This window comes from Bradyrhizobium sp. USDA 4503, assembly GCF_054055815.1.
Genome location: NZ_JBSRXS010000001.1, coordinates 2,787,869 through 2,814,177, shown reverse-complemented (window position 1 = coordinate 2,814,177; position 26,309 = coordinate 2,787,869). Strand labels below are relative to the sequence as shown.

25 protein-coding genes are annotated in these 26,309 nt (G+C 64.3%); 15 read left to right on the top strand and 10 right to left on the bottom strand.

Annotation, left to right across the window (positions count from 1 at the left end):
• The first annotated feature begins 94 nt into the window (after nt 1-94).
• The 4 genes from ACVMIH_RS13805 to cynS all read left to right on the top strand — a co-directional run bounded on the left by ACVMIH_RS13805 (nt 95) and on the right by cynS (nt 4,099).
• A complete protein-coding gene (locus ACVMIH_RS13805) occupies nt 95-1,486 on the top strand; it encodes an ABC transporter substrate-binding protein (protein ID WP_456862187.1) in 1,392 nt (463 codons plus the stop codon).
• A gap of 160 nt (nt 1,487-1,646) precedes the next feature.
• Entirely contained in the window at nt 1,647-2,486 is an 840-nt protein-coding gene (gene ntrB, locus ACVMIH_RS13800) for a nitrate ABC transporter permease (RefSeq protein WP_456862185.1), read from the top strand.
• A 193-nt stretch (nt 2,487-2,679) separates the two neighbouring features.
• Nucleotides 2,680-3,591, top strand: coding sequence for an ABC transporter ATP-binding protein (locus ACVMIH_RS13795; protein ID WP_456785331.1), 912 nt, complete (start codon nt 2,680-2,682; stop codon nt 3,589-3,591).
• Nucleotides 3,592-3,610: 19 nt separating this feature from the next.
• Nucleotides 3,611-4,099, top strand: coding sequence for a cyanase (gene cynS / locus ACVMIH_RS13790; protein ID WP_456785330.1), 489 nt, complete (start codon nt 3,611-3,613; stop codon nt 4,097-4,099).
• A 67-nt stretch (nt 4,100-4,166) separates the two neighbouring features.
• Here the strand turns inward: cynS and purB are convergent, their stop codons facing one another.
• From purB to ACVMIH_RS13775, 3 genes are all read right to left on the bottom strand, one after another.
• Nucleotides 4,167-5,597 carry an adenylosuccinate lyase gene (purB, locus tag ACVMIH_RS13785; RefSeq protein WP_456862183.1) on the bottom strand — a complete coding sequence of 477 codons (1,431 nt, stop codon included), beginning with the start codon at nt 5,595-5,597 and terminating at the stop codon, nt 4,167-4,169.
• A 166-nt stretch (nt 5,598-5,763) separates the two neighbouring features.
• Nucleotides 5,764-6,654 (bottom strand): hypothetical protein, encoded by an 891-nt coding sequence (locus ACVMIH_RS13780; protein WP_225647254.1) that lies wholly within the window; start codon nt 6,652-6,654, stop codon nt 5,764-5,766.
• Nucleotides 6,655-6,970: 316 nt separating this feature from the next.
• The gene (locus ACVMIH_RS13775) at nt 6,971-7,798 is read right to left on the bottom strand and encodes an isocitrate lyase/PEP mutase family protein (protein ID WP_456862181.1); all 828 of its coding nucleotides are present in this window, start codon (nt 7,796-7,798) and stop codon (nt 6,971-6,973) included.
• 112 nt (nt 7,799-7,910) lie between these two features.
• Between ACVMIH_RS13775 and ACVMIH_RS13770 the strand changes: the two genes are divergently transcribed.
• The gene (locus ACVMIH_RS13770) at nt 7,911-8,855 is read left to right on the top strand and encodes a LysR family transcriptional regulator (protein ID WP_057018384.1); all 945 of its coding nucleotides are present in this window, start codon (nt 7,911-7,913) and stop codon (nt 8,853-8,855) included.
• 29 nt (nt 8,856-8,884) lie between these two features.
• Here ACVMIH_RS13770 and ACVMIH_RS13765 read toward each other — a convergent pair whose 3' ends face one another.
• Nucleotides 8,885-9,208 (bottom strand): DUF1476 domain-containing protein, encoded by a 324-nt coding sequence (locus ACVMIH_RS13765; protein ID WP_050387668.1) that lies wholly within the window; start codon nt 9,206-9,208, stop codon nt 8,885-8,887.
• Nucleotides 9,209-9,557: 349 nt separating this feature from the next.
• Between ACVMIH_RS13765 and purC the strand changes: the two genes are divergently transcribed.
• From purC to ACVMIH_RS13730, 7 genes are all read left to right on the top strand, one after another.
• Nucleotides 9,558-10,325 carry a phosphoribosylaminoimidazolesuccinocarboxamide synthase gene (purC, locus tag ACVMIH_RS13760; protein WP_016843454.1) on the top strand — a complete coding sequence of 256 codons (768 nt, stop codon included), beginning with the start codon at nt 9,558-9,560 and terminating at the stop codon, nt 10,323-10,325.
• A 15-nt stretch (nt 10,326-10,340) separates the two neighbouring features.
• Nucleotides 10,341-10,583, top strand: coding sequence for a phosphoribosylformylglycinamidine synthase subunit PurS (purS, locus tag ACVMIH_RS13755; RefSeq protein ID WP_092088518.1), 243 nt, complete (start codon nt 10,341-10,343; stop codon nt 10,581-10,583).
• A gap of 11 nt (nt 10,584-10,594) precedes the next feature.
• Nucleotides 10,595-10,849, top strand: a complete 255-nt coding sequence (locus ACVMIH_RS13750; RefSeq protein ID WP_456862179.1) for a hypothetical protein — start codon at nt 10,595-10,597, stop codon at nt 10,847-10,849.
• On the top strand, nt 10,846-11,547 hold the full coding sequence (gene purQ, locus ACVMIH_RS13745) for a phosphoribosylformylglycinamidine synthase subunit PurQ (protein ID WP_057018388.1): 702 nt from the start codon (nt 10,846-10,848) through the stop codon (nt 11,545-11,547). The genes ACVMIH_RS13750 and purQ overlap by 4 nt, the downstream gene beginning before the upstream one ends.
• A 63-nt stretch (nt 11,548-11,610) precedes the next feature.
• Complete coding sequence (locus tag ACVMIH_RS13740; RefSeq protein ID WP_057018389.1) at nt 11,611-12,570, top strand: tripartite tricarboxylate transporter substrate-binding protein; 960 nt, start codon at nt 11,611-11,613, stop codon at nt 12,568-12,570.
• Nucleotides 12,571-12,700: 130 nt separating this feature from the next.
• The gene (locus ACVMIH_RS13735) at nt 12,701-14,305 is read left to right on the top strand and encodes an ABC transporter substrate-binding protein (RefSeq protein ID WP_456862178.1); all 1,605 of its coding nucleotides are present in this window, start codon (nt 12,701-12,703) and stop codon (nt 14,303-14,305) included.
• Between the two features lie 247 nt (nt 14,306-14,552).
• On the top strand, nt 14,553-15,149 hold the full coding sequence (locus ACVMIH_RS13730; RefSeq protein WP_456862176.1) for an invasion associated locus B family protein: 597 nt from the start codon (nt 14,553-14,555) through the stop codon (nt 15,147-15,149).
• Between the two features lie 42 nt (nt 15,150-15,191).
• Here the strand turns inward: ACVMIH_RS13730 and ACVMIH_RS13725 are convergent, their stop codons facing one another.
• The gene (locus ACVMIH_RS13725) at nt 15,192-16,169 is read right to left on the bottom strand and encodes a DMT family transporter (RefSeq protein ID WP_057018461.1); all 978 of its coding nucleotides are present in this window, start codon (nt 16,167-16,169) and stop codon (nt 15,192-15,194) included.
• Nucleotides 16,170-16,404: 235 nt separating this feature from the next.
• Between ACVMIH_RS13725 and pstS the strand changes: the two genes are divergently transcribed.
• Nucleotides 16,405-17,391, top strand: coding sequence for a phosphate ABC transporter substrate-binding protein PstS (pstS, locus tag ACVMIH_RS13720; RefSeq protein ID WP_456866478.1), 987 nt, complete (start codon nt 16,405-16,407; stop codon nt 17,389-17,391).
• A 77-nt stretch (nt 17,392-17,468) separates the two neighbouring features.
• On the opposite strand, the gene ACVMIH_RS13715 is transcribed toward pstS, so the two are convergent.
• The 3 genes from ACVMIH_RS13715 to ACVMIH_RS13705 all read right to left on the bottom strand — a co-directional run bounded on the left by ACVMIH_RS13715 (nt 17,469) and on the right by ACVMIH_RS13705 (nt 21,692).
• The gene (locus ACVMIH_RS13715; RefSeq protein ID WP_057018393.1) at nt 17,469-18,479 is read right to left on the bottom strand and encodes a methyltransferase; all 1,011 of its coding nucleotides are present in this window, start codon (nt 18,477-18,479) and stop codon (nt 17,469-17,471) included.
• Between the two features lie 248 nt (nt 18,480-18,727).
• Complete coding sequence (locus ACVMIH_RS13710; protein WP_057018394.1) at nt 18,728-20,962, bottom strand: alkaline phosphatase family protein; 2,235 nt, start codon at nt 20,960-20,962, stop codon at nt 18,728-18,730.
• A gap of 250 nt (nt 20,963-21,212) precedes the next feature.
• Entirely contained in the window at nt 21,213-21,692 is a 480-nt protein-coding gene (locus ACVMIH_RS13705) for a PaaI family thioesterase (protein ID WP_057018395.1), read from the bottom strand.
• A 172-nt stretch (nt 21,693-21,864) separates the two neighbouring features.
• Between ACVMIH_RS13705 and purL the strand changes: the two genes are divergently transcribed.
• Nucleotides 21,865-24,096, top strand: coding sequence for a phosphoribosylformylglycinamidine synthase subunit PurL (purL, locus tag ACVMIH_RS13700; protein WP_456862173.1), 2,232 nt, complete (start codon nt 21,865-21,867; stop codon nt 24,094-24,096).
• A gap of 104 nt (nt 24,097-24,200) precedes the next feature.
• Here the strand turns inward: purL and ACVMIH_RS13695 are convergent, their stop codons facing one another.
• Nucleotides 24,201-24,461 carry a GlsB/YeaQ/YmgE family stress response membrane protein gene (locus ACVMIH_RS13695; RefSeq protein ID WP_016843463.1) on the bottom strand — a complete coding sequence of 87 codons (261 nt, stop codon included), beginning with the start codon at nt 24,459-24,461 and terminating at the stop codon, nt 24,201-24,203.
• A gap of 107 nt (nt 24,462-24,568) precedes the next feature.
• Entirely contained in the window at nt 24,569-25,045 is a 477-nt protein-coding gene (gene soxR, locus ACVMIH_RS13690; RefSeq protein ID WP_057018397.1) for a redox-sensitive transcriptional activator SoxR, read from the bottom strand.
• 131 nt (nt 25,046-25,176) lie between these two features.
• Here soxR and ACVMIH_RS13685 point away from each other — a divergent pair, with 131 nt between their 5' ends.
• Complete coding sequence (locus ACVMIH_RS13685; RefSeq protein WP_456862171.1) at nt 25,177-26,292, top strand: efflux RND transporter periplasmic adaptor subunit; 1,116 nt, start codon at nt 25,177-25,179, stop codon at nt 26,290-26,292.
• Nucleotides 26,293-26,309 lie beyond the last annotated feature (17 nt).

The window sequence follows — 26,309 nt, the reverse complement described above, 5'->3', positions numbered from 1 at the left end:
GTTGGTGTCCGGCGGCGCGAAACGCGGCCGGACGCCGATCAATGAACCGGATCGCGGAGTTCTCCCGCGTTTCGGTGCGACAATGGGGCGCAGTATGTCCATGTCAGATGATCCCTTCGACGCCGCCCGCGTGCTCACGCGATCGGGTTGCGCCTGCGGCTGGCATCGCTCAGCCGCCGAGCATGAGCAGGCCGCGCGCACGTTGCGCTGCGAGCCGGTCGCCGACCTCAGCGAACAGAAGCGTTACGAAGGCATCGTCGCGTCGGCGGTGATGCGGGCGGTGTTTCCGCAGGATGTCGCGCGCCGCGCTTTCCTGAAATCGGTTGGCGCCGCGACGGCGCTCGCCGCGCTGTCACAGTTCTTCCCGCTGAAGACGGCGACGGAGGCGTTCGCCGACGCCGGACCGCCGGAGAAGAAGGACCTCAAGGTCGGCTTCATCCCGATCACCTGCGCGACCCCGATCATCATGGCGGCGCCGCTCGGCTTCTATGCCAAGCAGGGCCTCAACGTCGAGGTGGTGAAGACCGCCGGCTGGGCGGTCATTCGCGACAAGACCATCAACAAGGAATACGACGCCGCCCACATGCTGGCGCCGATGCCGATCGCGATCTCGCTCGGCCTTGGCGCCAACGCCATCCCGTTCACGGTCCCTGCGATCGAGAACATCAACGGGCAGGGCATCACGCTGGCGATGAAGCACAAGGACAGGCGCGATCCGAAGGACTGGAAGGGCATGAAGTTCGCCATTCCGTTCGACTACTCCATGCACAATTACCTGCTGCGCTATTACCTCGCCGAGCACGGGCTCGATCCGGATACCGACGTACAGCTTCGCTCGGTGCCGCCGCCTGAGATGGTCGCCAATCTGCGCGCCGACAACATCGACGGTTTCCTCGCGCCCGACAATATCTGCCAGCGCGCGATCTATGACGGGGTCGGCTTCCTGCACATCCTCTCCAAGGAGATCTGGGACGGCCATCCCTGCTGCAGCTTTGCCGCCAGCCGCGAGTTCATCACGACGGCGCCGAATTCCTTCGCTGCGCTGACCCGCGCGATCGTGGATGCCACCGGCTACGCGGCGAAGGCCGAGAACCGCAAGCAGATCGCGGAAGCGATTGCGCCGGCCAACTACATCAACGCGCCGGTGACGGTGCTGGAGCAGGTGCTGACCGGCACCTATGCCGACGGGCTCGGTGGCGTGAAAACCGATCCGAAGCGCGTCGATTTCGATCCGTTCCCCTGGCAGTCCTTTGCGGTGTGGATGCTGACGCAGATGAAGCGCTGGGGCCAGATCAAGGGCGACGTCGACTACAAGGCGGTCGCCGAGCAGGTCTATCTCGCCACCGATACCAAGAAGGTGATGGCCGAGATGGGCCTCGCGCCACCCGCCACCTCGTACAAGTCGTTCTCGGTGATGGGCAAGAGCTTCGATCAGGCCAAGCCCGACGATTATCTCGCGAGCTTCAAGATCAGGAAATCGTCGTGACGGGCGAGGCTTTCTCCACGGTGTCGTCCCGGCGAAGGCCGGGACCCATAACCCCAACAGCCAGTGATTCGGCACGGCGTCTCCCCGCGTGCCTTATCGCGACGGCACGGCGTATGGGTCCCGGCTTTCGCCGGGACGACGGGTTGAAAGAGTGGGCGCGATGATGCTGCCCCTCCGTCTTCGCGCCGCCATCGTCTCGATCGCGCTGCTTGCCGCCTTCCTCGGCGCCTGGCACCTCGCCACCCGCAGCAGCGGCACGACGGCGGCCATGAGCCCCGAATACGCCAGGCTGATGGGGCTGACCGCGACGCAGGGCAAGTCGGCGATGCCCGGGCCGCTCGATGTCGGTGCCAAGCTGTGGGAGCATCTGAAGCGGCCGTTCTACGACAATGGCCCGAACGACAAGGGGCTCGGCATCCAGCTTGCCTATTCGATCGGGCGCGTCGGGCTCGGCTATCTGATCGCGGTCGTCGTCGCGATCCCGCTCGGCTTCATGATCGGCATGTCGCCGCTGATCAGCAGGGCGCTCGATCCCTTCATCCAGGTGCTGAAGCCGATCTCGCCGCTGGCCTGGATGCCGCTCGCGCTCTACACGATCAAGGATTCCTCGATCTCGGCGATCTTTGTCATTTTCATCTGCTCGGTGTGGCCGATGCTGCTCAACACCGCGTTTGGGGTCGCCGGTGTGCGCAAGGAGTGGATCAACGTTGCGCGCACGCTCGAGGTCGGCACCGTCAGGCGCGCCTTCACGGTGATCCTGCCGGCGGCGGCGCCGACGATCCTGACGGGCATGCGGATCTCGATCGGGATCGCCTGGCTCGTGATCGTCGCCGCCGAGATGCTCGTCGGTGGTACCGGCATCGGCTACTTCGTCTGGAACGAGTGGAATAACCTGTCGATCACCAATGTGATCATCGCAATCCTCTTGATCGGCTTCGTCGGCATGCTGCTCGACCAGGTGCTGGCGCGGTTCACCCGCATGGTGACGTTTCCGGAGTAGCGATGACCGACAGCCGCATTGCAGCCACTTCACCTCGCCCCGCCTGCGGGGAGAGGTCGATCGCGAAGCGATCGGGTGAGGGGGAGTTTCCGCGAGTCTATCTGCCGCCGTGCTCGCGGAGGAAGCCCCTCCCAACCCTCTCCCCGCGAAGAGCGGGGCGAGGGAGCGCAGTCCATTCGTGGAGCTACCGCGGATGACCGACAAGTTCATTTCGATCGAGGGCATTGCGCGGCGCTATCCCGGCGCCGGCGGCGGCGTCACCACGGTGTTCGAGAATTTCTGGCTGTCGATGGCGCGCGGCGAGTTCGGCTGCGTGATCGGCCATTCCGGCTGCGGCAAGACCACGGTGCTGAACATCCTCGCCGGCCTCGACGAGCCGAGCGAGGGCACGGTGATCGTCGACGGGCAGGGGATCGAGGGCACCAGCCTCGACCGCGCCGTGATCTTCCAAAGCCATGCGCTGCTGCCGTGGCGCACCGTGTCGGGCAATGTCGCCTATGCTGTCAGTTCGAAATGGCGCAAATGGGACCGTGCGCGGGTGAAGGCGCATGCGCAGAAGTTCATCGATCTCGTCGGGCTCACCGGCTCCGAGCACAAGCATCCGTCCGAGCTCTCCGGCGGCATGAAACAGCGCGTCGGCATCGCGCGGGCGCTGTCGATCACCCCGAAGATCATGCTGATGGACGAGCCGTTCTCGGCGCTCGACGCGCTGACCCGCGGCACGCTGCAGGACGAGGTGCGGCGGATCTGCCTGGAGACCGGGCAGACCACCTTCATGATCACCCATGACGTCGACGAGGCGATCTTCCTTGCCGACAAGATCTTCCTGATGACCAACGGTCCCGGTGCCGTGCTGGCCGAGATCGTCGAGAACCCGCTGCCGAAGGAGCGCGGCCGCATCGACCTGCACCGCCATCCCTATTACTATGCGCTGCGCAACCATATCGTCGATTTCCTGGTCAGCCGCAGCAAGAGTTTTGACGCCGAGGTGACCGGTCACGATCCGCGCCGCGTGCCGACGGTGCGGCCCGGCGTCGGCGAGCCCGTGATCGTCTCGCCGCCACGCGCCGTCGAACCCAATCCCGCGCAGAGCGCTGCGCGCTGAAGCCCAAGGAGGAAACCTGATGAACCGCGAAGATCTCACCGAGAAGCTGCTCGACATCAAGCGCGAGAAGGGCTGGAGCTGGAAATACATCTGCGAGAAGATCGGCGGCTATTCCGACGTGCTGATCACGGGCGCGATCCTTGGCCAGATGAAACTGACGAAGCCGCAGGCGGCGAATGCCGGAGAATTGTTTGGGCTGTCGAAGGCCGAGATCGCGATGCTCAACGAGGTGCCGATGCGCGGCACCGGCACGCCGATGCCGCCGACCGATCCGCTGATCTACCGCTTCTACGAGATGGTGATGGTCAACGGCCCGGCCTGGAAGGCGCTGATCGAAGAAGAATTCGGCGACGGCATCATGTCGGCGATCGACTTCGACATGGCGCTGGAGCGCGTCGCCAATCCGAAGGGCGACCGCGTCAAGATCACCATGAGCGGCAAGTTCCTGCCGTACAAATATTACGGCGCCAGCGGCAACGTGCCGGAATACGGCTTCAAGGAAGAGTAAGGCGAGGGGGCGAATGGCGAGTAGCGAATGGATTCCTGCCCATTCGCTACTCGCACCTCACCATTCGCTACAGGATCGTGCCCGGGTTGTAGCGCGCCGCCTCAGGCTTGGCCTTGGCCAGAGCCTCGACCTGCTCGGCGAAGAAATCGACCTGGGCGCCGGCGTCGCCGGAGTTGGCGCGACCCTGGTCGAGCACGTGCTGCAACTCGGCTGCGCTCAAGCCAAGACGCTTGTCGGCGGCGAGGCGCTGCAGCAGATCGTTCTGCACGATCTTGCCGGTGCGCAGGTCGCCGATGGCCGCGACGGCATGCTCCTTGATCGCCTCGTGAGCGCCTTCGCGGCCCGCGCCCTTCTTGACCGCTTCCATCATCACCGTGGTGGTCAGCAGGAAGGGCAGATAGCGGTTGAGCTCGGTCTCGACGACGGCTTCGAACACCTCCATCTGGTCGAGCACCGTGAGCAGGGTTTCGAGCAGGCCATCCACGGCGAGGAAGGCATCGGGCAGCATGACGCGGCGGACGACCGAGCAGGAGACGTCGCCTTCGTTCCACTGATCGCCGGCAAGGCCTGCGGCCATCGCGAGATAGCCCTTCAGGATCACATGCAGGCCGTTGATGCGCTCGCAGGAGCGGCTGTTCATCTTGTGCGGCATCGCGGAGGAGCCGACCTGGCCCTTGGCAAAACCTTCGCTGGCGAGTTCGTGGCCTGCCATCAGGCGGATGGTCTTGGCGAAATTGCCGGGCCCGCTGGCGAGCTCGGTGAGCACGCTGACCGCACGGAAGTCGAGGCTGCGCGGATAGACCTGGCCGACGGCATCGAGGGCCTTCGGCAGGCCGAGGTGAACGAGGACGCGCTGCTCGAGCGCGCGCGCCTTGCCGGCATCTCCGTTGAACAGGGTGATCTGATCGAGACGGGTGCCGACCGCGCCCTTCAGGCCGCGGGCGGGATAGGTCTGCAGCACATTGACCAGGCTCTGATGCGCCAGCAGCATCTCCTCGCCGGACATGGCGATGCGCTTGCCGAGCGTCGTGACCTGCGCGGCCACGTTATGGGTGCGCGCGGTGAACGGGATGTCGCGCAATTGCTTCGCGCGCGTGGCAAAGCGAATGAGTGCGGCGATGCTCTTGGTCTCGATGAGCTGCAGCGCGCGGTAGACCTGCAATTGCTCGACGTTCTCGGTGAGGTCGCGGCTGGTCATGCCCTTGTGCAGGTGCTCGTGACCGGCGAGCTCGCAGAACTCCTCGATGCGCGCCTTGACGTCGTGGCGGGTGACGCGCTCCCGCTTCATGATGGAGGCCAGGTTGATCTGGTCCTTGACGCGCTCGTAGCTTTCGATCACGCCATCCGGCACCGCGATGCCGAGATCGCGCTGGGCCTTCAGCACGGCGATCCAGTAGTCGCGTTCGAGGCGGACCTTGCCTTCGCCACTCCAGATGGCGCGCATGGCGGGCGAAGCGTAACGTTCGGCGAGGACGTTGGAAATGTGATCTTGGGACATCCCGCTCTCTTGGCATTGCCTGAGGCTGGCTGCAAGCCGCGACCTGCGATGAATCGTCAGGTCTGGTAACGCTCGGCCGGGCTTGCGGTGCTGGCGCCAGCATACCAGATTCAGGAAGGCGCCGCCTCGGGCAATCCGGGGCGGCGCAGGCATGCTTCGCCCCGCGTCAGAGCGAGAAGGTCACTGCGGCGGGTCCGCAGCTCAGGCCGGCCGTGTTCGGCACGGCCGTGTCGCTGGTCCAGTTGTCCTCGCCGTCGGTCGTCTTGTACAGGAACTGGCCGTTGGGCCCCTGGTGCAGGACGTACAATGTGTCGTTGAACACGACCGGCGCGGCATTGCCGAAATTGCCCGGCGTGTCGGGGACCTGGCGGTCGGCTCCCCAGCTGCCAATGCCGTCGAACCGCTTGAAGAAGAAGAGGCCCGTGGGGTCGTTGAAGAACAGGTAGATCCAGTCCTTGTAGGAAGCCGCGCCCGGACCGTTGCTGAGGCCTTCCGTGCCGGCAACCGGATTGCTTCGCCAGGTGCTGCGGTCGAAGGTCGCGTACCAGAAGCGGTTCATGTTGCCGGGTTCGCTATAGCCGGGCCCGCGGCCGAACACGTAGAGCGTGTCGCCGCGCACGACCGCGGCCGGGGTGTCGACGTTCTGGTAGGCGACGGAGATGAGATGGTTGGTTCCGGATGTGTTGATCTCGGGTCCGAAGCTGGTGCCGTCGTAGGTCTTGTACATCAGGTCGGACTGGCCGGGATTCGAGTACAGCAGATAGATCAGGCCGTCATACACGGCGGCCGCCACTCCGCCGCCGACGCCGGCCATGTTGGGCACCTGGGCTGCCGCCGTCCACAGCTCGCCGTCATAGACCCTGTAATAGAGGGACTGGTTGATCGGATAGAACACATACAGGTTGGTGTTGAAGACGACGGCTGCCGGCGTGTTGCTGATCCAGGTGTTCCCCGGCATCGGGACATCGCCGCTCCAGGCCTCGCCGTTGAAGACGTTCGTAAAAAATTGCGGACTGTTTCCAACGCCCTTGTGCAGGGAAAACAACCAGCTCTTCATTTTGGAAATCCCCCATGGCGACGAGACGCCGCCTCTGATCATCGGTGTAGATTGGATCGACGTGCGCAGGATCGATTGGAATGAACTGATCGTACGCCTGCGCCCGTCGTGTTCTACGTCCGATTCACCGATGGTTGTGTGAAGCTGTTCACTCACCCTGGAGGAGGAGACCATATATGTCGTGCGCAGACTGAGAATCGCGGCCGCGCAAGGCACGCCGCGACGTGAGTGGCGACTTGTCGGAAGACGGATTTCGAGGAGATGAGAGAAGCGCGAATAGCGAATGGATGCTTTCCGATTGGCTATTCGCTGCTTCCTATTCGCCTTTCGCTGCGGCGAACGCCGCCCGGACCTCCTTCACCGGCGCCATGTCGCGGACGAAGCTGAATGCGCCGTTGTCCTTCATCTCGCGGGCACAGCGCAGGAACGCAGCCAGCGCGTGGCGCTGCATCGCGCCGCCGACGCTGATGCGCTTGACGCCGGCGGCGGCGAGTTGCTCGACGGTCAGGGTCGGATCGGCAAAGCCCATCACGAGGTTGAACGGCTTGTTGATCGATGACACCACCGTCTTGATGGTGGCGAGATCGTAGAGGCCCGGCGAATACAGCACGTCGGCGCCGGCGGCTTCGAACGCCTGTAGCCGCTTGATGGTGTCGTCGAGGTCCTTGCGGCCGTGCAGGAAGTTTTCCGCCCGCGCCGTCAGCGTGAACGGGAAGGGCAGCGCCCGTGCGGCCTCGACCGCGGCCTGGACCCGCTCCACGGCGAGCGTGAAATCGTAGATCGGGCGCTGCGGGTCGCCGGTCGAGTCCTCGATCGAGCCGCCGACCGCGCCGGCCTCGGCGGCGAAGCGGATCGCCTCGGCCGCGAGCTTCGGCATGTCGGCGCCGCATTTTTCCAGATCGGCATTGACGGGCAGGTCGGTGGCCTCGGCGATCACCCGGCAATTCTCGATGATCTCATCGAGGCTGACCGTCGAACGGCCGAGCGTATTGGCGAGCCCGAGGCTGGTGGTTGCGAGCGCCTCGAAGCCCATGGATGCGAGCAGCTTCGTCGTTCCGGCGTCCCACGGATTTGGAATGATGAAGGAGCCGGGCCGCTGATGCAGCTCGCGAAACCGTGCTGCCTTGTCCGCCTGGGTGCGCATGTGAACTCCTGCTGTTGTCAAAAGCGACTGAAAGCAGCGATAGGGCGGTTTCGCCCATCAGACAAATTTGTTATTTCTCTCAATATCATCAGCTTTTTGCATGGGAAGAGCGATGGACAGCGACGCGCTCAACACGTTCCTGGTGGTGCATCGGCGCGGCGGGATTTCGCATGCCGCCAAGGCGCTGCACCGCTCGCAGCCGGCGATTTCGCGGCGCATAGCGCTGCTCGAGCAGGAGCTCGGGGTGCCCCTGTTCGAGCGGATCGCGGGCAAGACGCGGCTGAGCGATGCCGGGCGGGTGATGGTGCCCTATGCCGAACGGGCGGTGGCGGCGGCACAGGATGCCGAGAACGCGGTGCGCGCGCTGCTGCGCGACAATTCCGGCCCGGTGGCGCTGGCGGTGACCGGTACCCTCGCCGGCGAGCGGCTCTCGAACGTATTGAAGCGCTTTGCCCGCCGGCATCCGGACGTTGCGCTGACGCTGCGCACCGCGACCAGCGCCGAGGTCAGCGACCTGATCCGGCGCGGCGAGGCGACGATCGGGTTGCGTTACGACCGCGACCGCTCGCGCGACCTCGATTGCGAGGTGCTGTTTGCCGAGCCGCTCGGGGTGGTCTGCGCGCCGGACCATCCGCTGGCGGGACGCCGGGTCGGCAAGCTTGCCGATCTCAGGGATGAGCGGTGGATCGCCTTCCCGGAGGTGCCGGGACGCCGCGAAATCACCGCCTCGCACGTCTTCGCCCTGTTCCTGACGCACGGGCTCGGCGAGGTCGCCTGGACGCCGGTCGACAGCCTGACGGCGCAGAAGCGGCTGGTCGAGGCCGGGCTCGGGATCGCGCTGCTGTCACAAAGCAATGCGGCGGAGGAATTGGGTAGCTCGAGGATCGCGACGATCCGCGTCGGCGATCTCGCCGCAAGTCACGAGGTCGTCGCCGTGACGCGGCATGGCGGCTTCCTTAGCGCCGCCTCACGCCGTCTGCTCGACATCCTCCGTGCCGACTTCACCAAGACGAGGGGCACAAACACGTCGCGCCGGAATGGCGTCCGGCGCGCGTAAAAGTCGACTTGGTAGGATGTCCCGGGAACTCAGCTTCCCGCCTTGACCTGCGCCGCGGCCACCGCCAGCAGTTCATCCATCTTTGCGCGGATATCGCGCTCGGTGGCGGGTTGCCCCTTGGCCGTGAGGTCCTTCAGAACCTTGTGCAGCACGTCATTGTCGCCGGCTTCCTCGAAGTCGGCGGCGACCACTTCCTTGGCATAGGCGCTGGCGGCATCGCCCGTGATGCCGAGCTTCTCGGCCGCCCACAGGCCGAGCAGCTTGTTCCGGCGGGCTTCAGCCTTGAACTTCTGCTCCTCGTCGAGGGCGAACTTCTTCTCGAAACCTTCCTCGCGCTTGTTGAATTCGCTCATGGCTGAAGTTCCAATTCCCTTGCTGAATGAGGACCGCCGCGCGTTGCGGCAGCCCCTGTGCCTGCCTAGATAGGTGGGAGGAATCGGCAAGACAACGAGCCGTTAAGCCGCAGGCAAAACTGGCGGAATCGGCCCTTTATGATAGGGCGGTATAAGTGCCCTCAAGGGGGCACTATCGATTGTGCTGGATGGGCCAATCGGATAGGTTGCCAACAGGCATGGTTCTTGTTCTGTTTCCAGTTGGATTGCCCAGGTTCCAGGCCTCCGCGGCAGCTCCGTCGTGGGTCGTAACCCCAAGTCATCCGGAGCACCCAAATCCATGGATTTCAACAAAACACGGTACATCCCAATGAGCCGTCGACGGCGTATTTATGAAGGCAAGGCCAAGGTGCTTTACGAAGGCCCCGAGCCGGGAACCCTGATCCAGCACTTCAAGGACGACGCGACCGCGTTCAACGCCAAGAAACACCAGGTGATCGAGGGCAAGGGCGTCCTCAACAACCGGATTTCGGAGTACCTGTTTCAGCACCTCAACGACATCGGGGTGCCGACGCACTTCATCCGCCGCCTCAACATGCGCGAGCAGCTGATTCGCGAGGTCGAGATCGTGCCGCTCGAGGTGGTGGTGCGGAACGTCGCCGCCGGCTCGCTGTCGCAGCGGCTCGGGATCGAGGAGGGCACCCAGCTGCCGCGCTCGATCATCGAGTTCTATTACAAGAACGACCAGCTCAACGACCCCATGGTGTCGGAAGAGCACATCACCGCCTTCGGCTGGGCGACGCCGCAGGAGATCGACGACATCATGGCGCTGGCCATCCGCGTCAACGACTTCCTGACCGGTCTCTTCCTCGGCATCGGCATCCGCCTCGTCGACTTCAAGATGGAGTGCGGACGGCTGTTCGAGAACGAGATGATGCGGATCATCGTCGCCGACGAGATCTCGCCGGACTCCTGCCGGCTGTGGGACATCAAGTCGAACGAGAAGCTCGACAAGGACCGTTTCCGCAGGGATCTGGGTGGCCTGCTCGAGGCCTACACTGAGGTCGCCAAGCGGCTCGGCATTCTGATTGAGAACGAGCGGCCGGCCGGTAGCGGCCCGGTGCTGGTGAAGAGCTAAGCTGAAGGGACGACCGTGAAGGCACGTGTGACTGTGACATTGAAGTCGGGCATCCTCGATCCGCAGGGCAAGGCGATCGAGGGTGCGCTGAAATCGCTCGGCGTCGACGGCGTCGCCAGCGTTCGCCAGGGCAAGGTGTTCGACATCGAGCTCGCCGCGACCGACAAGACCAAGGCGGAAGCGGCGCTGAAGGCCGCCGCCGACAAGTTGTTGGCGAATACCGTGATCGAGAATTATGCCATCGAACTGAAGGCGTAAGGGGCGAGCAAATGGCCGACGTGACGATGGAGCTGATGTTCGAAATGATGAAATCGGTCCAGGCGCGTTTGGCTCAGGTCGACGGCAAGATCGATGAGTTGAAGCAGGAAATGCAGGCATCGCGAACGTCTCAGAATGGTATCCGCCAGGAATTTACCGGCGTGTTCCAGGAGATTTCCGGTATTCACGCGACGCTGGTTCGCCACGAAGGGCGTCTTGACCGCATAGAGACACGTCTCGAATTGAACGAAGTACCAACTCCATGAAATCAGCCGTCCTCGTCTTCCCCGGCATCAACCGCGAGCGCGACATGGCGCGCGCGCTCAAGCTCGCATCCGGCAATGAGACCGCGATGGTCTGGCATGCCGAGACCGCGCTGCCCAAAGGCACCGACCTCGTGGTCGTGCCGGGCGGCTTCTCCTATGGCGATTACCTGCGCTGCGGCGCGATCGCGGCGCGCGCGCCGGTGATGGACGCGGTGCGCGACTTTGCCGCCAAGGGCGGGCTCGTGCTCGGCGTCTGCAACGGCTTCCAGATCCTCTGCGAGTCCGGCCTGTTGCCGGGCGTGCTGATGCGCAATGCCGGGCTGAAGTTCATCTGCCGCGACGTGCATATGCGCGTCGAGCGTTCCGACACGCCGTTCACCCGCGGCTACAATGCCGGCCAGGTGATCCGCGTGCCGGTGGCTCACGGCGAAGGCAATTACGAGGCGGACGAAGAGACGCTGAAGCGGCTCGAAGGTGACGGGCGGGTGCTGTACCGCTACTGCTCGCCGGAGGGCGTGGTCGACGAGGCCTCCAATCTGAACGGCGCCGCGCATTCGATCGCCGGCATCGTCAATGAGCGCGGCAACGTGCTCGGCATGATGCCGCATCCGGAAAACCACGTCGAAGAGATCATGGGCTGCACCGACGGCCGCGGCCTGTTCGCAGGCTTGGTCCAGCAGTTCGAAAAGGCGGCGTAATCACCATAGCGTTTTCGAGCGAAGTGGGGACCGGTTCGCGTGAAGAAAACGCGTCAGAATAAAATGCGGCGGTGGTGCGTTGCCGCGGCTGCAGCGCTTCTGCTTGCGACGTCGGCCTACGCCCAGGACTTCGCGAAGCGTCCGATCACGATGATCGTGCCGTTCACGGCCGGCGGCACCTCCGACGTCATCGCCCGCGCGGTCGCCGACCAGATGGGCACGGCGCTCGGCCAGAGCATCATCATCGAGAATGTCGGCGGCGCCGGCGGTTCGACCGCACTCGCCCGCGCTGCGCGCGCCGAGCCGGACGGCTACACCATCGCGATCGGCAATGCCGGCACCAACGCCGCGACCTACACGATCTATCCGAAGCTGCCGTTTACGCCTGACTCCTTCGCGCCGATTGCCGTGGTCGCCAAGACCTTCGGCATCGTCGCGCTGCGCAAGGATTTTCCGGCCAAGGACCTCAAGGAATTCATCGACTACGCCAGGAAGAATCCGGGCAAGGTCAATCTCGGCCATGCCGGCGTGGGCTCCTCGAATTACCTAATCTGCAAGAGTTTTGTTCATGCCGCCGGCATCGACGTGCAGCTGGTCGGCTATCGCGGCGCGGCGCTTGCGCTGACGGACGCGATCGGCAGTCAGATCGACGGCGTCTGCGATGCCGCGGCCTCGGTGTCGCAGGCGATCGACGACAAGTTGGTGAAAGCGGTCGTGGTCGGCTCGACGGTACGGCTTGCGTCGTTGCCGGAACTGCCGACCTCGGCCGAGGCCGGACTGCCCGAGTTCGAGGCGCAGGGCTGGAACGGCCTGTTCGCGCCGAAGGGCACACCGCCCGAGATCATCGCCAAGCTCAACGCCGCCGCGCGCACCGCGGTTGCGAGCGAGGCGGTGAAGAAGCGCTTCGCCGACCTGTCGACCGTCGCCCCCGACGCCAATGAGCTCGCGCCCGAGGCGCTGCAGCAGCTCGTGACCCGCGACGTCGCGAAATACCGCACGCTGCTGGCGGACGATAAGAAGTAGAGGGTCATCGTCGCTGCGTTGGCTCTGCCTTCGACGCGGTCGCCGAGGCGGCGAGCCTTGCGTCAGCCGCTCGCCAGACTGGCCTGAAATTTGCTGGTGATCTCCCGATCGATCAGGACGGGAGCGCATCATGCTCATTCGCAAGGCTCACTGCACGATTGCGTTCCTATGCGCGCTGCTGTGGTCGCATTGGGCGATGGCCGAGACCACGTTGCGCATCGCCATGACGGCGTCCGATATCCCGACGGCCACCGGGCTGCCGAATAACGGCTTCGAAGGCATGCGCTTTCTCGGTTATCCGATCTTTGAAGGTTTGGTGCTGTGGAATCTGAGCGGAACCGACCGCTTGGCGACTTTGCGTCCCGGACTCGCGGAGAAATGGGAACAGGACCCCGTCGACAACAAGACCTGGATTTTCCATCTGCGCCAGGGCGTCAAATTCCACGATGGTACCGATTTCAATGCCGATGCCGTGATCTGGAATCTCGATCGCTACTTCAACAGCGAGAGCCCGCAATTTGAGCCGCCGAGTTCGGCGATGTCGCGGGCGCGGGTCCCGGTGATGGGCAGTTACCGGAAGATCGATGACGCAACGGTGGCGATCTCGACGACGAAGCCGGCATCCTATTTTCCCTATATGGCGGTCTATCTTCTGTTCACCTCGCCCGCCTCATTCGAAAAGGCCGGCCGCGACTGGGCCAAGGTCGCGACGTTGCCGGCTGCCGGCACCGGGCCGTTCCGCATTAGCAGGATTGTGCCGCGGCAAGAGGCAGATCTGGCGCGTTGGGACAAGTATTGGGACACGAGCAAGACAGCGAAGGTCGACAATGTCGTGTTGCTGCCGATCCCCGAGGCCAATTCGCGGCTGGCCGCCTTGCGTGCCGGCCAGGTCGACTGGATCGAAGTGCCGCCGGCCGATGGCGTCGACTCGCTGAAATCCGCCGGCTTCACCATTACCACCGGCTCCTATCCGCATGTCTGGCCGTGGTTCTACAACATCGGCGCCGCCAACAGCCCGTTCAAGGACGTCAGGGTTCGCCAGGCCCTGAACTACTGCATCGATCGGGACGGGCTGGTGTCCCTGCTCAACGGGACCGCAGAGCCGTCGGTCGGCTGGCTCAAGGCCAGCGATCCCGATTTCGGCGCGCCGGTCAATCACTACAAGTTCGATCCGACCAAGGGCAAGGCGCTGCTTGCCGAGGCGGGTTACACGTCGGCGAAGCCATTGGCGTTCAAGGTGCTGATCTCGAATTCAGGCTCGGGGCAGATGCTGCCCCTGCCGATGAACGAATTCCTCCAGCAGAACCTGAAGGAAGCCTGCGGGGTCGATGTGGAATTCGACGTCATCGAGTGGCAGGTGCTCCTGACGGCGGCCCGGGCCACGCCCGACAGCCCAACTTTGCGCGGCGCCATGGCGCTCAATATCAGCTCGCCTTCGTCGGACGCCGGCGTGATGGCGCGCTATTTCCTGGCCGCCAATTTTTCACCGAACGGTTTCAATTTCGAGCAATGGAAGGACGACGAGTTCGAAGCCGCACTCAAGACGATTTCGGAAGCGACCGATCCGAAAGTGATCTCGGCGGCTTACCGCAAGGCGCATGAGCGCCTCGTCGACGATCCGCCCTGGCTCTATATTGTCCACGATCTGAACCCTCGCGCGATGAGTCCGAAGGTGAAGGGTTTTGTGTCGCCCCAATCGTGGTTCGTCGACCTCACGCTGGTCAGCGTGCAATAAGCCGGGGTCCAGCATCGTCGCCCGCATGCTGCGCCCGAGTGCGAGCGAAGCGGTGAAGAAGCGGTTCGTCGACCTGTCGACGGTCGTACCCGACGCCAATGAACTCGCGCGCCGAGGTGCTGCAGCAACTCGTGACCCGCGACGTTGCGAAGGACGACAAGAAGTAGCATTTCCGCGGCGTGCAACGCCCTGATGCGGACACAGTCCGCGACGAGCCTGAGTTCAGGTCTGATCGGGGAAAGCGGCCATGCGCCGTGTGATCTTGCGTTGCTGCGCCGGCATTGCGCTTGCTTGGCTGGTTGCCGGCCCAGTAGCCGGCGAACAGGCTACGTTGACTTATCCCCCCTGGACGAAGTTCTGCATAGCCGACACCTGCATTGTCGGGCGAGAGGGGCGATCGAAGATAGAGAACATAGACTGCGGGGCAGTCGTGGCAGCCGCGCTGATCGCGCGCACCGGAGATTCCAGGAAGACGTTGCGCGTTTTCTTGCCGACCCGGGTGATAGTCGAACGTGGTGTTCGGATCATTATCGATCAGGGACAAGCGATTGAGCGGCCCTACGCGGGCTGCTTTGCCTACGGTTGCACGGCTGACTACGACGCCGGACCGGAAATGGTCGATCAGCTCAAGCAAGCGCATGCGCTCACTCTGGAAGCCTTCGATAAGGCCAATTCGCCGATCAGCCTGACCGTGCCGCTCGCCGGATTCGCTGATGCTTACGATGGACCCGCACAAGGGACGAAGGTCATCGAGGAGGTGCTTTCGGCGGAGGAAAAGCAGGCGAGATCGGAGCGTGCGAAGCGCGCCGAAGAGGAGCGCAAAGCGCGCTGTGAAGCGAGATAGGCGACCGCAAATAGCGGGTCTGTCAGATTCGATGAGCAGCAGCTAAAGCCTGCGCAGCCACCGTTTGACTGCTTCGCCCGGCACCGTCATCGCGGCGACGCCGGCCATGACCAGCACGAGGCCGAGCGCGAGATTCGACGGCACGGATTCCCCGAGCAGGATCACCGACAGCGCGACGCCGATCGGAATGCGAAGATAACCTTGCGCATTCGTCGTCAGCGTGCCGAGCCGCGTCAGGCACATGTAGAACAGCATCAGGCCGAACGCGCTGGAGAAGATGCCCATCACGACGGTGGCGACCAGCGCCTGCGGCGTCGGGTGCAGGGTCCAGGGATGGTCGACGATCAGGGCGACCGGCAGCAGCACGGTGCCGCCGAACAACAGCGAGCCGGCCGCCACGACCATCGGATCATAGTCCGACAGCCGAAGCCCGAAGATCGTGGCGCAGGCGAACGAGACGGTGGCGAGCAGGATCGCGATCTCGGCGAAGATCTCCTTGCCGAAGCCTGAGAGTGCGTCGAGGCCGATGATCGCGACCGTGCCGGCGAGGCCGAGGATCGCGCCGACCAGCTTGAGCAGAGAGGCCGGCTCGTGTCGCGTGATCGCCCAGGTGATGAGGAAGGCGAAGATCGGCGTCGTCGAGGCCAGCACCACGGTGTTGGATGCCGGCACGTAAAGCTGCGCCCAGGTGATCACCAAAAACGGGATCGTGGAGTTGATGGTCTGCTGGAAGGCGAACAGCTTCCAGGCCTTGAGGTCGGTCGGGATGCGGATGCCGCGAATGCGCAGCACGATGAGCAGGAAGGCGGCGGCCACCAGCGAGCGCGCGGAAATGAAGGTGACCGGCGGGATCGAGCCGAGCCCGATCTTGGTGAGCGGGTAGGTCGAGCTCCAGCAGCACGCCAGCGCCAGCAGCAGCGCATAATCGCGCCAGCCGCGCGCGCCCGGCGCCGACGTGGACGAGGTGGGCACTTTCGCGGGAGCCGTCACGCCGCCCGTTTTCGCTGTGCTCTTCGGCACCTTGATTTGGCTCCCTTCGCGCATTGGCGCGCGAAGCAGCAATCTAGCGCGGCGGCGCGATGCAAGGCTAGGGTATTGAATTTACGCCGATATCCCGCTTGGAGGAATTGGTGCGGGCGCGTCTGAGCGACTGAGGCTGGAGGCGTCCCGACGCCTCCGGCGTATACTACCGTTTTGTGACTTGGCCCACACGGGCGTCTGGCTCGTCCTGCTAGCCTCAGCACCATGACGAAGCATTTCAGATTACCGATCATTTTCACTGCGCGTCGTCGCAACGCAATGCTTCGCTGCGGAGACCAGGGGCGCCGGCTCAACCTTCGTGTCGCCGGTGATGGCGAAATGGATCGATGCCTACAAGGCGAAGACCGGCAACACCGTCAGCTATCAATCGGTGGGCTCGAGCATCGGCGTCGGCCTGATCAAGAAGGCCGCCGTCGATTTCGGGACGAGCGATATGCCGCTCGATCCGAAGGAGCTGGACAGGCTCGGCATGGTGCAATTCCCTATCGTGATCGGAGGCGTCGTGCCGGTGGTCAACATCGCGGGCGTCAAGCCCGGCCAGATCCAGTTCACCGGACAGCTGCTCGCCGATATCTATCTCGGCAAGGTCAAATCGTGGAACAATCCGGCCATTCAGGCGGTCAATCCCGATCTGAAGCTGCCGCGCACGGCGATCACCGTCGTGCATCGCCTCGATGGATCGGGGACGACGTTCAATTGGTCGAACTATCTTGCGAAGGTCAGTGCGCGGTGGAAGGCAAGCGTCGGAGAGGGCTCGTCGGTCGAGTGGCCGGTCGGGCTCGGCAGCAAGGGCAACGATGGCGTCGCCTCGCTCGTCGGCCTGATTCCCGGGTCGATCGGCTATCTCGAATACGCCTACGCGCTGCAACGGCTTGACCGGATTTCCTTCGGCCTGGTGCAGAACAGTGCCGGCAATTTCGTCACTCCGGACGCCGCATCGTTCCAGGCTGCGGCGTCGAGTGCGGACTGGACGACGACGCAGGACTTCAACCTGGTCCTCACCAACGCTCCCGGCGAGGACGCATACCCGATCACGGCAACGACCTTCGTCCTGATGCACAAGCAGCCGAAATCGCCCGACGGGTCGGCAACCGCGATCGACTTCCTGCGCTGGTCGTTGCAGAGCGGCAAGCCGCAGGCTCAATTGCTCAACTACGTTCCCCTGCCGGCCACGCTGGTCGAACAGATCGAGCAGTATTGACAGCACAATTTCGAGGCGCTTACGGCGTCGGCAGCGGCGTCCGGAAAGCGGACTGATCGGTAGACCACGCGGATACGCTACTTAAATCCGATCACCATCGAATCCGGGCCAACGAGCGGCTCGACCCGCGTTCGGGAAAATCCGACGTCGCGCATCCACGCCTGACAGTCTTCGCCTGTGTAGTCAAACCCACCGGCGGTTTCGATCAGCATATTCAAGCTCATCAGAAGCCCGAAAGCGTTTTCGCGGCGATCGTCATCGATGATGGCGTCATAAACAATGATTGCGCCACCTTTCGGAAGCGCATCGAATGCCTTGCCGAGAAGCGCCCGTTTCTTGGCAAGGTCCCAATCATGAAGGATGTGACCCATGATGATGACGTCAACCTCCGGCAGCGGGTCCTCGAAGAAGTTTCCTCCCCGAAACCGCACCCGATCCTCCAGCCCGCGCTGAGCGATAAATTCCTCGAACACCGGCTTGACCGCGGGAAGGTCGAAGCCGATGCCGGTGAGGTGCGGATGGTCGTGTGCGAGCGTGGCAGGCACCATGCCCTGAGCCGAACCGAGATCCATGAAAGTCTTGTACTCGCTCCAAGGGAACTTGCCGGCAATAGCATGCGCCGCACCCGCGCTTATTGCGCTCATCGCGGTCAGAAATCCCCGCAACCGATCCGGATCGGCATACAATGCCGCAAATAAGTCTTCTCCTCCGCCCTTGCCCTCGTTCTGCAATTCGCCGCTGCGCAGGGCCTCCGTGAGCGATCCCCAAAAGCCATAGAGCCGGGCATTCGCCATCTCCAGAATGCCTCCGATGTAGGATGGCTTGGCGCGATCGAGATACAGGTCCGTGTCCGGGGTGTTGCTGTAGATGCCGTTCTCGCGCTCAAGCAATCTGAGCGCCACCAGCGAATCGAGGAAGTCGCGGGCCGATCGCTGATGCAACGCAAGCGTCCTTTGCAGCGTCGGCAGGTCGGCGGGGCCATCGGCCAACGTACTGAACACGCCCAGTTCGACGGCGCTCAAGAGCGTTTTGGACGCCCAAAAGCCCAGACCAATCTGCATAATATGTTCCGGTGTTGCCGCGCTCATGACTTGATCCCAATTGGTTGTCACTGCTGGTGCAGCCGGGTGAACATGTCGCCCCTGGTTCGGGCCTGGTGCGCCGGGAGGGTGGCAGGGGTTCACCACGGCGTCATTTCAAATAACGGCGAATAAATTTGATTTTGACACTTCCGTTCGGTGAACGCCAGTGGCGCAGGATTGGCGAGAACGAATCAGCGATGGACGCCGCTCCGGCGTCCATCGCGTGAGCTGTGCCTGAAATGCCGGACCATGCTCTAGCGCAGGACCTGGCCCAGCACCTCGCCGTCGACCTGCTGCGGTGCCGAACCGAGGATCCGCATGATGGTCGGCGCCACGTCGATATTGCGCATGTGCCGCACCACGGTGTCCTTGCGGATCTGCGGGCCCGCGGCGATGAACGTCGCGCTCATCACCGGAAGCTCGGGGTCGTGACCGTGGGCGCCATAGAAGTTCGGCATCGACAGCATGGTGGTTGCCGCGTTGAACGGCGCGTCGCCCTGGCGCGCGACGCCGGGGTTCTGGATGCCGTCGAAATTGTAGCCGGGCGCCATCAGCGCGAACACGTCGCCATAGTCCTGGCCGATGGCCTTGCTGATGCATTGTCCGGTTCCGGCGTCGCATTGCAGCGGCCGGGTCTCGACGACGGTGAAGATGCGTTGGTCCTTGAGTGAGTAGTTGAAGCGGGCATTGGGGTCGACCGCGTTCTTCACCGCGTCAGTGATCTGCGCCACCAGGGTGCGGTAGGTCGCCAGATCAACGGCGCCGCCGAGCTCGCGGTTCTGCAGGTTGATGTAGATGTCGGCGGCGGGGCCGGAGGTGCGGATCCCGACCTTGCTGGTGTCGATCCCGGCGTTGCGCAGGATGTTGGTGAGATTGACCGAGGTGTGGAACGGCGCGAAGCCGTGGTCCGACACCACGATCACGTTGCTGTCGCGGCCCGCCGCATCGGCGATCTGCTTCACTGCCTTGTCGGCCGTCTGGTAGGCGAAACGGATGTAGGACGCGTAGCGCTTGACCTTGGCAGCATCCTGGTTGGCGCCGATCGAATTCGGATCGGTCGGGTTGGTGCCCTGGCGGGGATCGGTCAGCAGGAACTGGTGCTCGGAGCCGTCGGGCTGCTCGATATAGACCATGACGAGGTCGGCGTCCGGATGGGTCTTGATCGCGCGCTCGCCGATATTGGCCTGGTAGCGCACGAAGGTCTTCACCATGTCCTCGAACATCGTCTCGATCTCGACGTCGGAGAAGCTGGTGAAGCCGGGGCTCAGGCGCTCCGGAATGCGGAAGTCGGCCTGCGGACGCCAGAACCCGATGTTGTTGTTGATGTCGTCGACGTCGGCGAGCACAGGCGTATTGCGCGGGATGTAATTGGCGCCGTAGCGGGCGAAGCGCACCACCGAGAGATCGGGAGACAGCGCAGAGACGAAGTACGCGGCACCAACCTTCGCCCCGCTGCCTTCAAAGAAGAACGGTGCGTTCTCGCCGCCGAACTTGACATAGGCCGGTCCGGTCGACGGCGCGTGGAACGGTCCTGCGGTGATGCCGCGGTTGGCGTCGAAGAACACCAGCGTGTCGTAGTTCACCTTGCGATCGTTGGTGGTGTCGATCGCGGCGACGCGGATCGAATATTTGACATCGAGCGTCGAGGCATTGGTGCAGGTCGCGGTTGCCGCGGCCGAGCAGGAGAACGTCTCGATCGGTGCCGAGGTCACCAGCACCGGGCTGAACGAGAAATGGCCGGCAGCCTGCAGGGCCGTCACGATGCTCGGGTCGGCGGTGAAGTCGCCTCGCGACAGCGAGAAGCCCTGGGCCCCGATGCCGCCGAACGCGCCGAACGGGATCGTGAAGTCGGTGATGCGGGTCGGCTGGGCCGGCTGCACCACGGTCTTGTTGATGGAGATGTCGGCGCCGTCGCCGCCGGGCCAGGTCGCCGTGACAACCTTCTTGCCCTGCTGGCGCAGCTGCACCCACAACGGCACCGCGGTCGGGTGCGGCGACGGCCCGAGCGGATTCTCGCTGTAGCCGCCGATCGGCGCCGCAAAGCCGCTGATGCTGCCGGAGATCGGCCCGACGATCGGCTCGAACGTGTTCGAGGGGATGTCGTTGTGGACCGCCGTCGAACCGGTCGCGATGGCAATATGAGACACCGCGGTGAGCGACGGTGACGCCGTCACGTTCTGCAACGCCACCGCGCCGCGCCGGCTCAGCCGGGCGAGGCCGCCGTCGCGCGGCAGTACGCCTTCCTCGATGAATTTCTGGATGAAATCGGGCTTGGCACCGTCAAGCGAGATCATCACCACGCGCGGCTTGCGGCCGTGATGACCGCCGTCATGATTCTGGTCTTGATCCTGATCGTGACCGCGAGCATCGCCAACGCCGCGATCACCATTATCGCCGTCTTGACCGGCGCGCGCCGGAGTTGCAGTCCACACCAGCGATGCGACAAGCGACATCGCCGTCGTAACGGAAACGAACGTCTTCAATTTCATGAGAATGCCCCAATTTCGCTGCGCGAACGCACAAACGGAAACCGTTCAGCAATCTTCGGGGGCTTGCCTGACGCGCATGTGACGCGCGCGCGACGACGCAACGACAGTGCGTCGATGCGTCACAACCGCAGTTCGTATTGCCTCACGCGAAGAACGCGCGTGAACACAACGCGCTAGAGCTGTGCTGTCGATTCAATCCGTGCCGATGTAACGGCTGGATGACGGCGAGCGTCCACAGACGTCACACGCTTTACGCCGTTGCCTGCGCCGGCGCCCTGCGCTTCACCCGCTTGATGGTGCCGGAGAAGGTGAACAGCGGCCGCTCCGCCGATGTCAGCATGCCCCGCACGAAGATCAGCGACATGCCGGCGCGGGTGACCTCGCCGGTGCACTCGATCAGGTCGCCCTCGCGGGCGGCGTCGAGGAATTCCGACGCGAACGACACCGTGACGCCGGGGCCCTGCAGCACCGAGCCGGCGAGCGCGAACAGGCAGTAATCCGCGAAGGTCATGAAGCAGCCGCCGTGGACGTTGCCGGAGCCGTTGAGGTGCTTCTTGCCGACCCGGAACGCGCAGGTGATGCGGCCGTTCTCGTCCATGCGGTGGTAGAACGGGCCGGTATGGGTCTCGAAATTGTCCCGGGTCCAGGTTCGCCAGCCGGCGAATTCGCCCTCGGTTTCGACGTGCAGGTCGGGGCGGCGGTTGAATGCGGTTTTGGCGAGCTCGTTCACGAAATATGGCCTTCAATTATCGGGTTCGGGTCCTTAAATCCGATCCATCCCCATTGTGCAAATCCGGGAGCAGATCCCGGGCCGCGGCCAGCTGCCGCAAAGCTCTGGACAGGCCGGAAATGGGCCCTAAAAGGCCTTTTCGCCCCCGTTCTATCTACCTATTAAGGGTCCCATGAACGCGCCCAAGAACGACGCCAAGAACGAGCCCCAAATCACCCCCGAACTCGTCGCCGCCCACGGGCTGAAGCCAGACGAGTACGAGCGGATCCTGAAGCTGATCGGGCGGGTTCCGACCTTCACCGAGCTCGGCATCTTCTCGGCGATGTGGAACGAGCACTGCTCGTACAAGTCGTCGCGCATCCATCTGCGCGGGCTGCCGACCAAGGCCCCCTGGGTGATCCAGGGCCCCGGCGAGAATGCCGGCGTGATCGATATCGGGGACGGGCAGGCCGTGGTCTTCAAGATGGAGAGCCACAACCACCCGAGCTACATCGAGCCCTACCAGGGCGCGACCACCGGCGTCGGCGGCATCCTGCGCGACGTCTTCACCATGGGCGCGCGCCCGATCGCCTGCCTGAACGCGCTGAGCTTCGGTGCGCCCGAGCACCCCAAGACCCGGCATCTGGTGTCCGGCGTGGTCGCGGGCGTTGGCGGCTACGGCAATTCCTTCGGCGTGCCGACGGTCGGCGGCCAGGTGCGTTTCCACACCCGCTATGACGGCAACATCCTGGTCAACGCCATGGCGGTCGGCCTCGCCGACGCCGACAAGATCTTCTACGCGGCGGCCTCCGGCGTGAACATGCCGATCGTCTATCTCGGCTCCAAGACCGGCCGCGACGGCATCCACGGCGCCTCGATGGCCTCGGCCGAATTCGACGACGCCTCCGAGGAGAAGCGCCCGACCGTGCAGGTCGGCGATCCCTTCGCCGAGAAGCTCTTGCTGGAAGCCTGCCTCGAGATCATGGAAAAGGGTTGCGTGATCGCGATCCAGGACATGGGCGCGGCGGGCCTGACCTGCTCGGCGGTCGAGATGGGCGCCAAGGGCGATCTCGGCGTCGAGCTCGACCTCAGCGCGGTGCCGACCCGCGAGACCGGCATGAGCGCCTACGAGATGATGCTCTCGGAAAGCCAGGAGCGCATGCTCATGGTGCTGAAGCCTGAGAAGGAGAAAGAGGCCGAGGCGATCTTCCGCAAATGGGGGCTCGATTTCGCAATCGTCGGCTACACCACGCCGACCAAGCGCTTCGTCGTCAAGCATGCTGGCGACGTGATGGCCGATCTGCCGATCAAGGAGCTCGGTGACGAGGCGCCGGTCTACGACCGTCCGCACGTCGCCTCGAATGCGCTGCCGGTGATCCGCGGGCAGGACGTCAAGCCGCCGCTCGGCATCGCGGATGCGCTGGAAAAGCTGATCGGCACGCCCGAATTGTGCTCGAAGCGCTGGGTGTGGGAGCAGTACGACCACGTCATCCTCGGCAATACGATGCAGCGCCCCGGCGGCGATGCCGCGATGGTTCGCGTCGAGGACGGACCGAAGGGCCTTGCGCTCACCGTCGACGTCACGCCGCGCTATTGCGAGGCCGATCCGTTCGAGGGCGGCAAGCAGGCGGTCGCGGAAGCCTGGCGCAACATCACCGCGGTCGGCGGCCGGCCGCTCGCGATCACCGACAATCTCAACTTCGGCAATCCCGAGCGCCCCGAGATCATGGGCCAGTTCGTTGGCTGCCTGAAGGGCATTTCGGAGGCCTGCCGCACGTTGGATTTCCCGGTCGTGTCCGGCAACGTCTCGCTCTACAACGAGACCAACGGTCGCGGCATCCTGCCGACGCCCTCGATCGGCGGCGTCGGCCTGCTCGACGACTTCACGAAGTCCGCGACCCTGGCGTTCAAGGCGGCCGGCGAGGCGATCCTCCTGGTTGGCGACACGCAGGGCTGGCTCGGCCAGTCGGTCTATCTGCGCGACGTCTGCGGCCGCGAGGAGGGCGCTCCGCCGCCGGTCGATCTCGCTGCCGAGAAGCGCAATGGCGACGTGGTGCGCGGCATGATCCACGCCGGCACCGCGACCGCGGTGCACGACGTCTCCGACGGCGGTCTTTTGATCGCGCTCGCCGAAATGGCGATCGCAAGCGGCATCGGCGCGCAACTCCTGGCCGCGCCGTCCTCGATCGTGCCGCACGCCTATTGGTACGGCGAGGATCAGGCCCGCTACATCGTCACCGTGCCGGCCGCCGACGCAGGCCTCGTGCTGGCCAAGATGAAGGGCGCCGGCGTGCCCTGCGCGCGCATCGGCACCACCGGCGGCGACGCGATTGCGGTGGCCGGGGAGTCGCCGGTTGCGGTCGAAAGCCTGTCGCGCGCCTTCGAGCACTGGCTGCCGAACTACATGCACGGCGCTGCCGCCTGATTCGAGCGAATCGGGCGCTGCGGCGCATAGCAAAGATCTCAATGGCGCGATGAACCCTTCATCGCGCCATTTCTATTCCGAACGTGATCCCTTCGGATCCTGCCTTATGTCGCGCCGCGGACCGCGCGCCAGGCAAAGATGATGATGCAGGCGCCGATGAAGCCGGCGACGAGATAGCTGAGCCAGCCTCCGCCGAGCGATACGCCGAGCAGACCCAACAGCCAGTTCGCCAGCGCGGCGCCGACAATGCCGAGGATGATATTCATGAAGATGCCGGTTCCGGACTTCATGAACATCTCGGCGAGCCAGCCCGCCAGTCCGCCGACGATGATGGCGGCGATCCATCCAACTTGAGGGTCGTTCATCTCAGGACTCCCTAGGGTCAAGCAGTCCGGCCAGCATACCTGAGAATCACCTGGGGGGATGTGACCAAAGGCAGGTTGTGCGCAACTTGTCGGCCGCGAAAATGCCGTTAGCCCCGCCGCTTGCGCCGCGCCCGGCGTTCGGCCGCGGTGATCAGGATGCGCGGGCCCGGCCCCTGGGCGCCGAGCTTGTCGTCGCAGTTGCGCAGTGGGCAATCGGTCACCGACAGGCAGCCGCAACCGATGCAGTTGAACAGCTTGTCGCGGAGATCGGTGAGATCGTTGATGCGCTGCTCCAGCGTCTCGGTCCAGGCCCGCATCGCGCGCTCCCATTCGCGCACGGTCGGCGCGCGATCGAGCGGTATCGCGGCGAAGGTCTGCCTGATCTCCTCGAGCGGGATCCCGGCGCGCTGCGCGATCCTGATCACCGCGATCCGCCGCAGCACCCCGCGCATGTAGCGCCGCTGGTTGCCGCCGGTGCGCCGGCTCGCGATCAGTCCCTTGCTCTCGTAGAAGTGAAGGGTGGAGACGGCAAGTCCGCTGCGCCGCGCCACTTCGCCTACTGAAAGCTCCTGCGCAAGCGTCATTGCAAATCCTGGATTAGAAGTCCTGCAAGCTGCCAGCCTTGACCTCAACCATACTTGAGGTTCTATATCAGTTGCGGGCTTGCAGGGGCAAGCTTCCGGCCGACACGCCGGGGTTCGTTCTTGGAAGCAATATGCCGTCCGCATCATTTTCGTCGCGCCGCTGGCTCGGGCTTCGTGCCAGGCCGTTCGGCATCACCGTTCTGTTGCTCGCCTGTGCCGCGGCCGGCTTGTTTGCCTGGCGCGCAGGCGGATCCAGCGCCTCGGCCAAGTCCACCGCCGAAGCCCCGCCGACGCCGGTCGCGGCGATGGTGGTGCGGACCGAAACCCTGCCGCGGTCGATCGAGGCGATCGGCTCGCTGCAGGCGGTGCGGCAGGTGATTCTGGCGCCGGAGGTTGCCGGCCGCGTCACCGCGATCAATTTCGATGCCGGCATCGATGTCGCCGAGGGCGCGCCGCTGGTGCAGCTCTATGACGCGCCGCTGCGCGCCGCGCGTGCGGTTGCGGTCTCCAAGGGACGCTTCGCGCAATTGCAGGAGAAGCGTTCGCACAGCCTCGCGCCGTCCGGCTTCGTGACCCAGGAGACGCTGCAGCAGCGGCAGGAAGATCTGAAGCAGGCCGACGCCTCGCTCGACCAGCTCGATGCCCAGATCGCGCAGATGACGATCCGCGCGCCGTTCGCGGGCCAGATCGGTCTGCGCAAAGTCAATCTCGGCCAATACGTCAATGCCGGCGATGCGCTCGCGACGCTGACCGCGCTCGACCAGCTCTATGCCAATTTCACCGTTCCGCAGCAGCGCCTGTCAAATCTGAAGGTGGGAGGCGCGGTGACGATCCGTACCGATGCTTTCCCCGATCGGGTGTTCGAGGCCAAGATCAACGCCATCGAGCCGCAGGTCGCCGAGGACACCCGCAATGTCCTCGTGCAAGCCCTGTTTCCTAATCCCGACCGGCTGCTGCGGCCGGGCCTCTTCGTGATGGTGAACGTCGTGCTGCCGCCGCAGGCCGACGCCATCGTGGTGCCGGTCACGGCGATCCAGACCAGCGCATCCGGCGAGAGCGTGCTGGTCGTGCGCGACAACAAGGCGGTCGGCGTCGCTGTCAAGACCGGGCAACGGATCGGCGAGCGTGTCGTGGTGGAGCAGGGGCTTGCGCCCGGCGATCACATCGTCACCGCGGGCCAGCTCCGCGTCATGCCCGGCGCGGCCGTCCAGACGACCATGGCGGAGACGCCGGAGAAGGGGCGCTGACCCGCGAGCGGTAGGCG

Bases quoted from the DNA above. Each gene is read 5' to 3' on its own strand.
- ACVMIH_RS13775 (WP_456862181.1), bottom strand. From the start codon at position 7,798: ATGCGCACCCAGGCGGACAAGGCAGCACGGTTTCGCGAGCTGCATCAG.
- ACVMIH_RS13795 (WP_456785331.1), top strand. From the start codon at position 2,680: ATGACCGACAAGTTCATTTCGATCGAGGGCATTGCGCGGCGCTATCCC.
- ACVMIH_RS13730 (WP_456862176.1), top strand. From the start codon at position 14,553: ATGCGCCGTGTGATCTTGCGTTGCTGCGCCGGCATTGCGCTTGCTTGG.
- cynS (WP_456785330.1), top strand. From the start codon at position 3,611: ATGAACCGCGAAGATCTCACCGAGAAGCTGCTCGACATCAAGCGCGAG.
- ACVMIH_RS13750 (WP_456862179.1), top strand. From the start codon at position 10,595: ATGGCCGACGTGACGATGGAGCTGATGTTCGAAATGATGAAATCGGTC.
- ACVMIH_RS13740 (WP_057018389.1), top strand. From the start codon at position 11,611: ATGCGGCGGTGGTGCGTTGCCGCGGCTGCAGCGCTTCTGCTTGCGACG.
- ACVMIH_RS13685 (WP_456862171.1), top strand. From the start codon at position 25,177: ATGCCGTCCGCATCATTTTCGTCGCGCCGCTGGCTCGGGCTTCGTGCC.
- purC (WP_016843454.1), top strand. From the start codon at position 9,558: ATGAGCCGTCGACGGCGTATTTATGAAGGCAAGGCCAAGGTGCTTTAC.
- ACVMIH_RS13695 (WP_016843463.1), bottom strand. From the start codon at position 24,461: ATGAACGACCCTCAAGTTGGATGGATCGCCGCCATCATCGTCGGCGGA.
- ACVMIH_RS13765 (WP_050387668.1), bottom strand. From the start codon at position 9,208: ATGAGCGAATTCAACAAGCGCGAGGAAGGTTTCGAGAAGAAGTTCGCC.
- ACVMIH_RS13770 (WP_057018384.1), top strand. From the start codon at position 7,911: ATGGACAGCGACGCGCTCAACACGTTCCTGGTGGTGCATCGGCGCGGC.
- ACVMIH_RS13805 (WP_456862187.1), top strand. From the start codon at position 95: ATGTCCATGTCAGATGATCCCTTCGACGCCGCCCGCGTGCTCACGCGA.
- soxR (WP_057018397.1), bottom strand. From the start codon at position 25,045: ATGACGCTTGCGCAGGAGCTTTCAGTAGGCGAAGTGGCGCGGCGCAGC.
- purB (WP_456862183.1), bottom strand. From the start codon at position 5,597: ATGTCCCAAGATCACATTTCCAACGTCCTCGCCGAACGTTACGCTTCG.
- ACVMIH_RS13715 (WP_057018393.1), bottom strand. From the start codon at position 18,479: ATGAGCGCGGCAACACCGGAACATATTATGCAGATTGGTCTGGGCTTT.
- ACVMIH_RS13710 (WP_057018394.1), bottom strand. From the start codon at position 20,962: ATGAAATTGAAGACGTTCGTTTCCGTTACGACGGCGATGTCGCTTGTC.
- purL (WP_456862173.1), top strand. From the start codon at position 21,865: ATGAACGCGCCCAAGAACGACGCCAAGAACGAGCCCCAAATCACCCCC.
- ACVMIH_RS13735 (WP_456862178.1), top strand. From the start codon at position 12,701: ATGCTCATTCGCAAGGCTCACTGCACGATTGCGTTCCTATGCGCGCTG.
- ntrB (WP_456862185.1), top strand. From the start codon at position 1,647: ATGATGCTGCCCCTCCGTCTTCGCGCCGCCATCGTCTCGATCGCGCTG.
- purQ (WP_057018388.1), top strand. From the start codon at position 10,846: ATGAAATCAGCCGTCCTCGTCTTCCCCGGCATCAACCGCGAGCGCGAC.
- ACVMIH_RS13780 (WP_225647254.1), bottom strand. From the start codon at position 6,654: ATGAAGAGCTGGTTGTTTTCCCTGCACAAGGGCGTTGGAAACAGTCCG.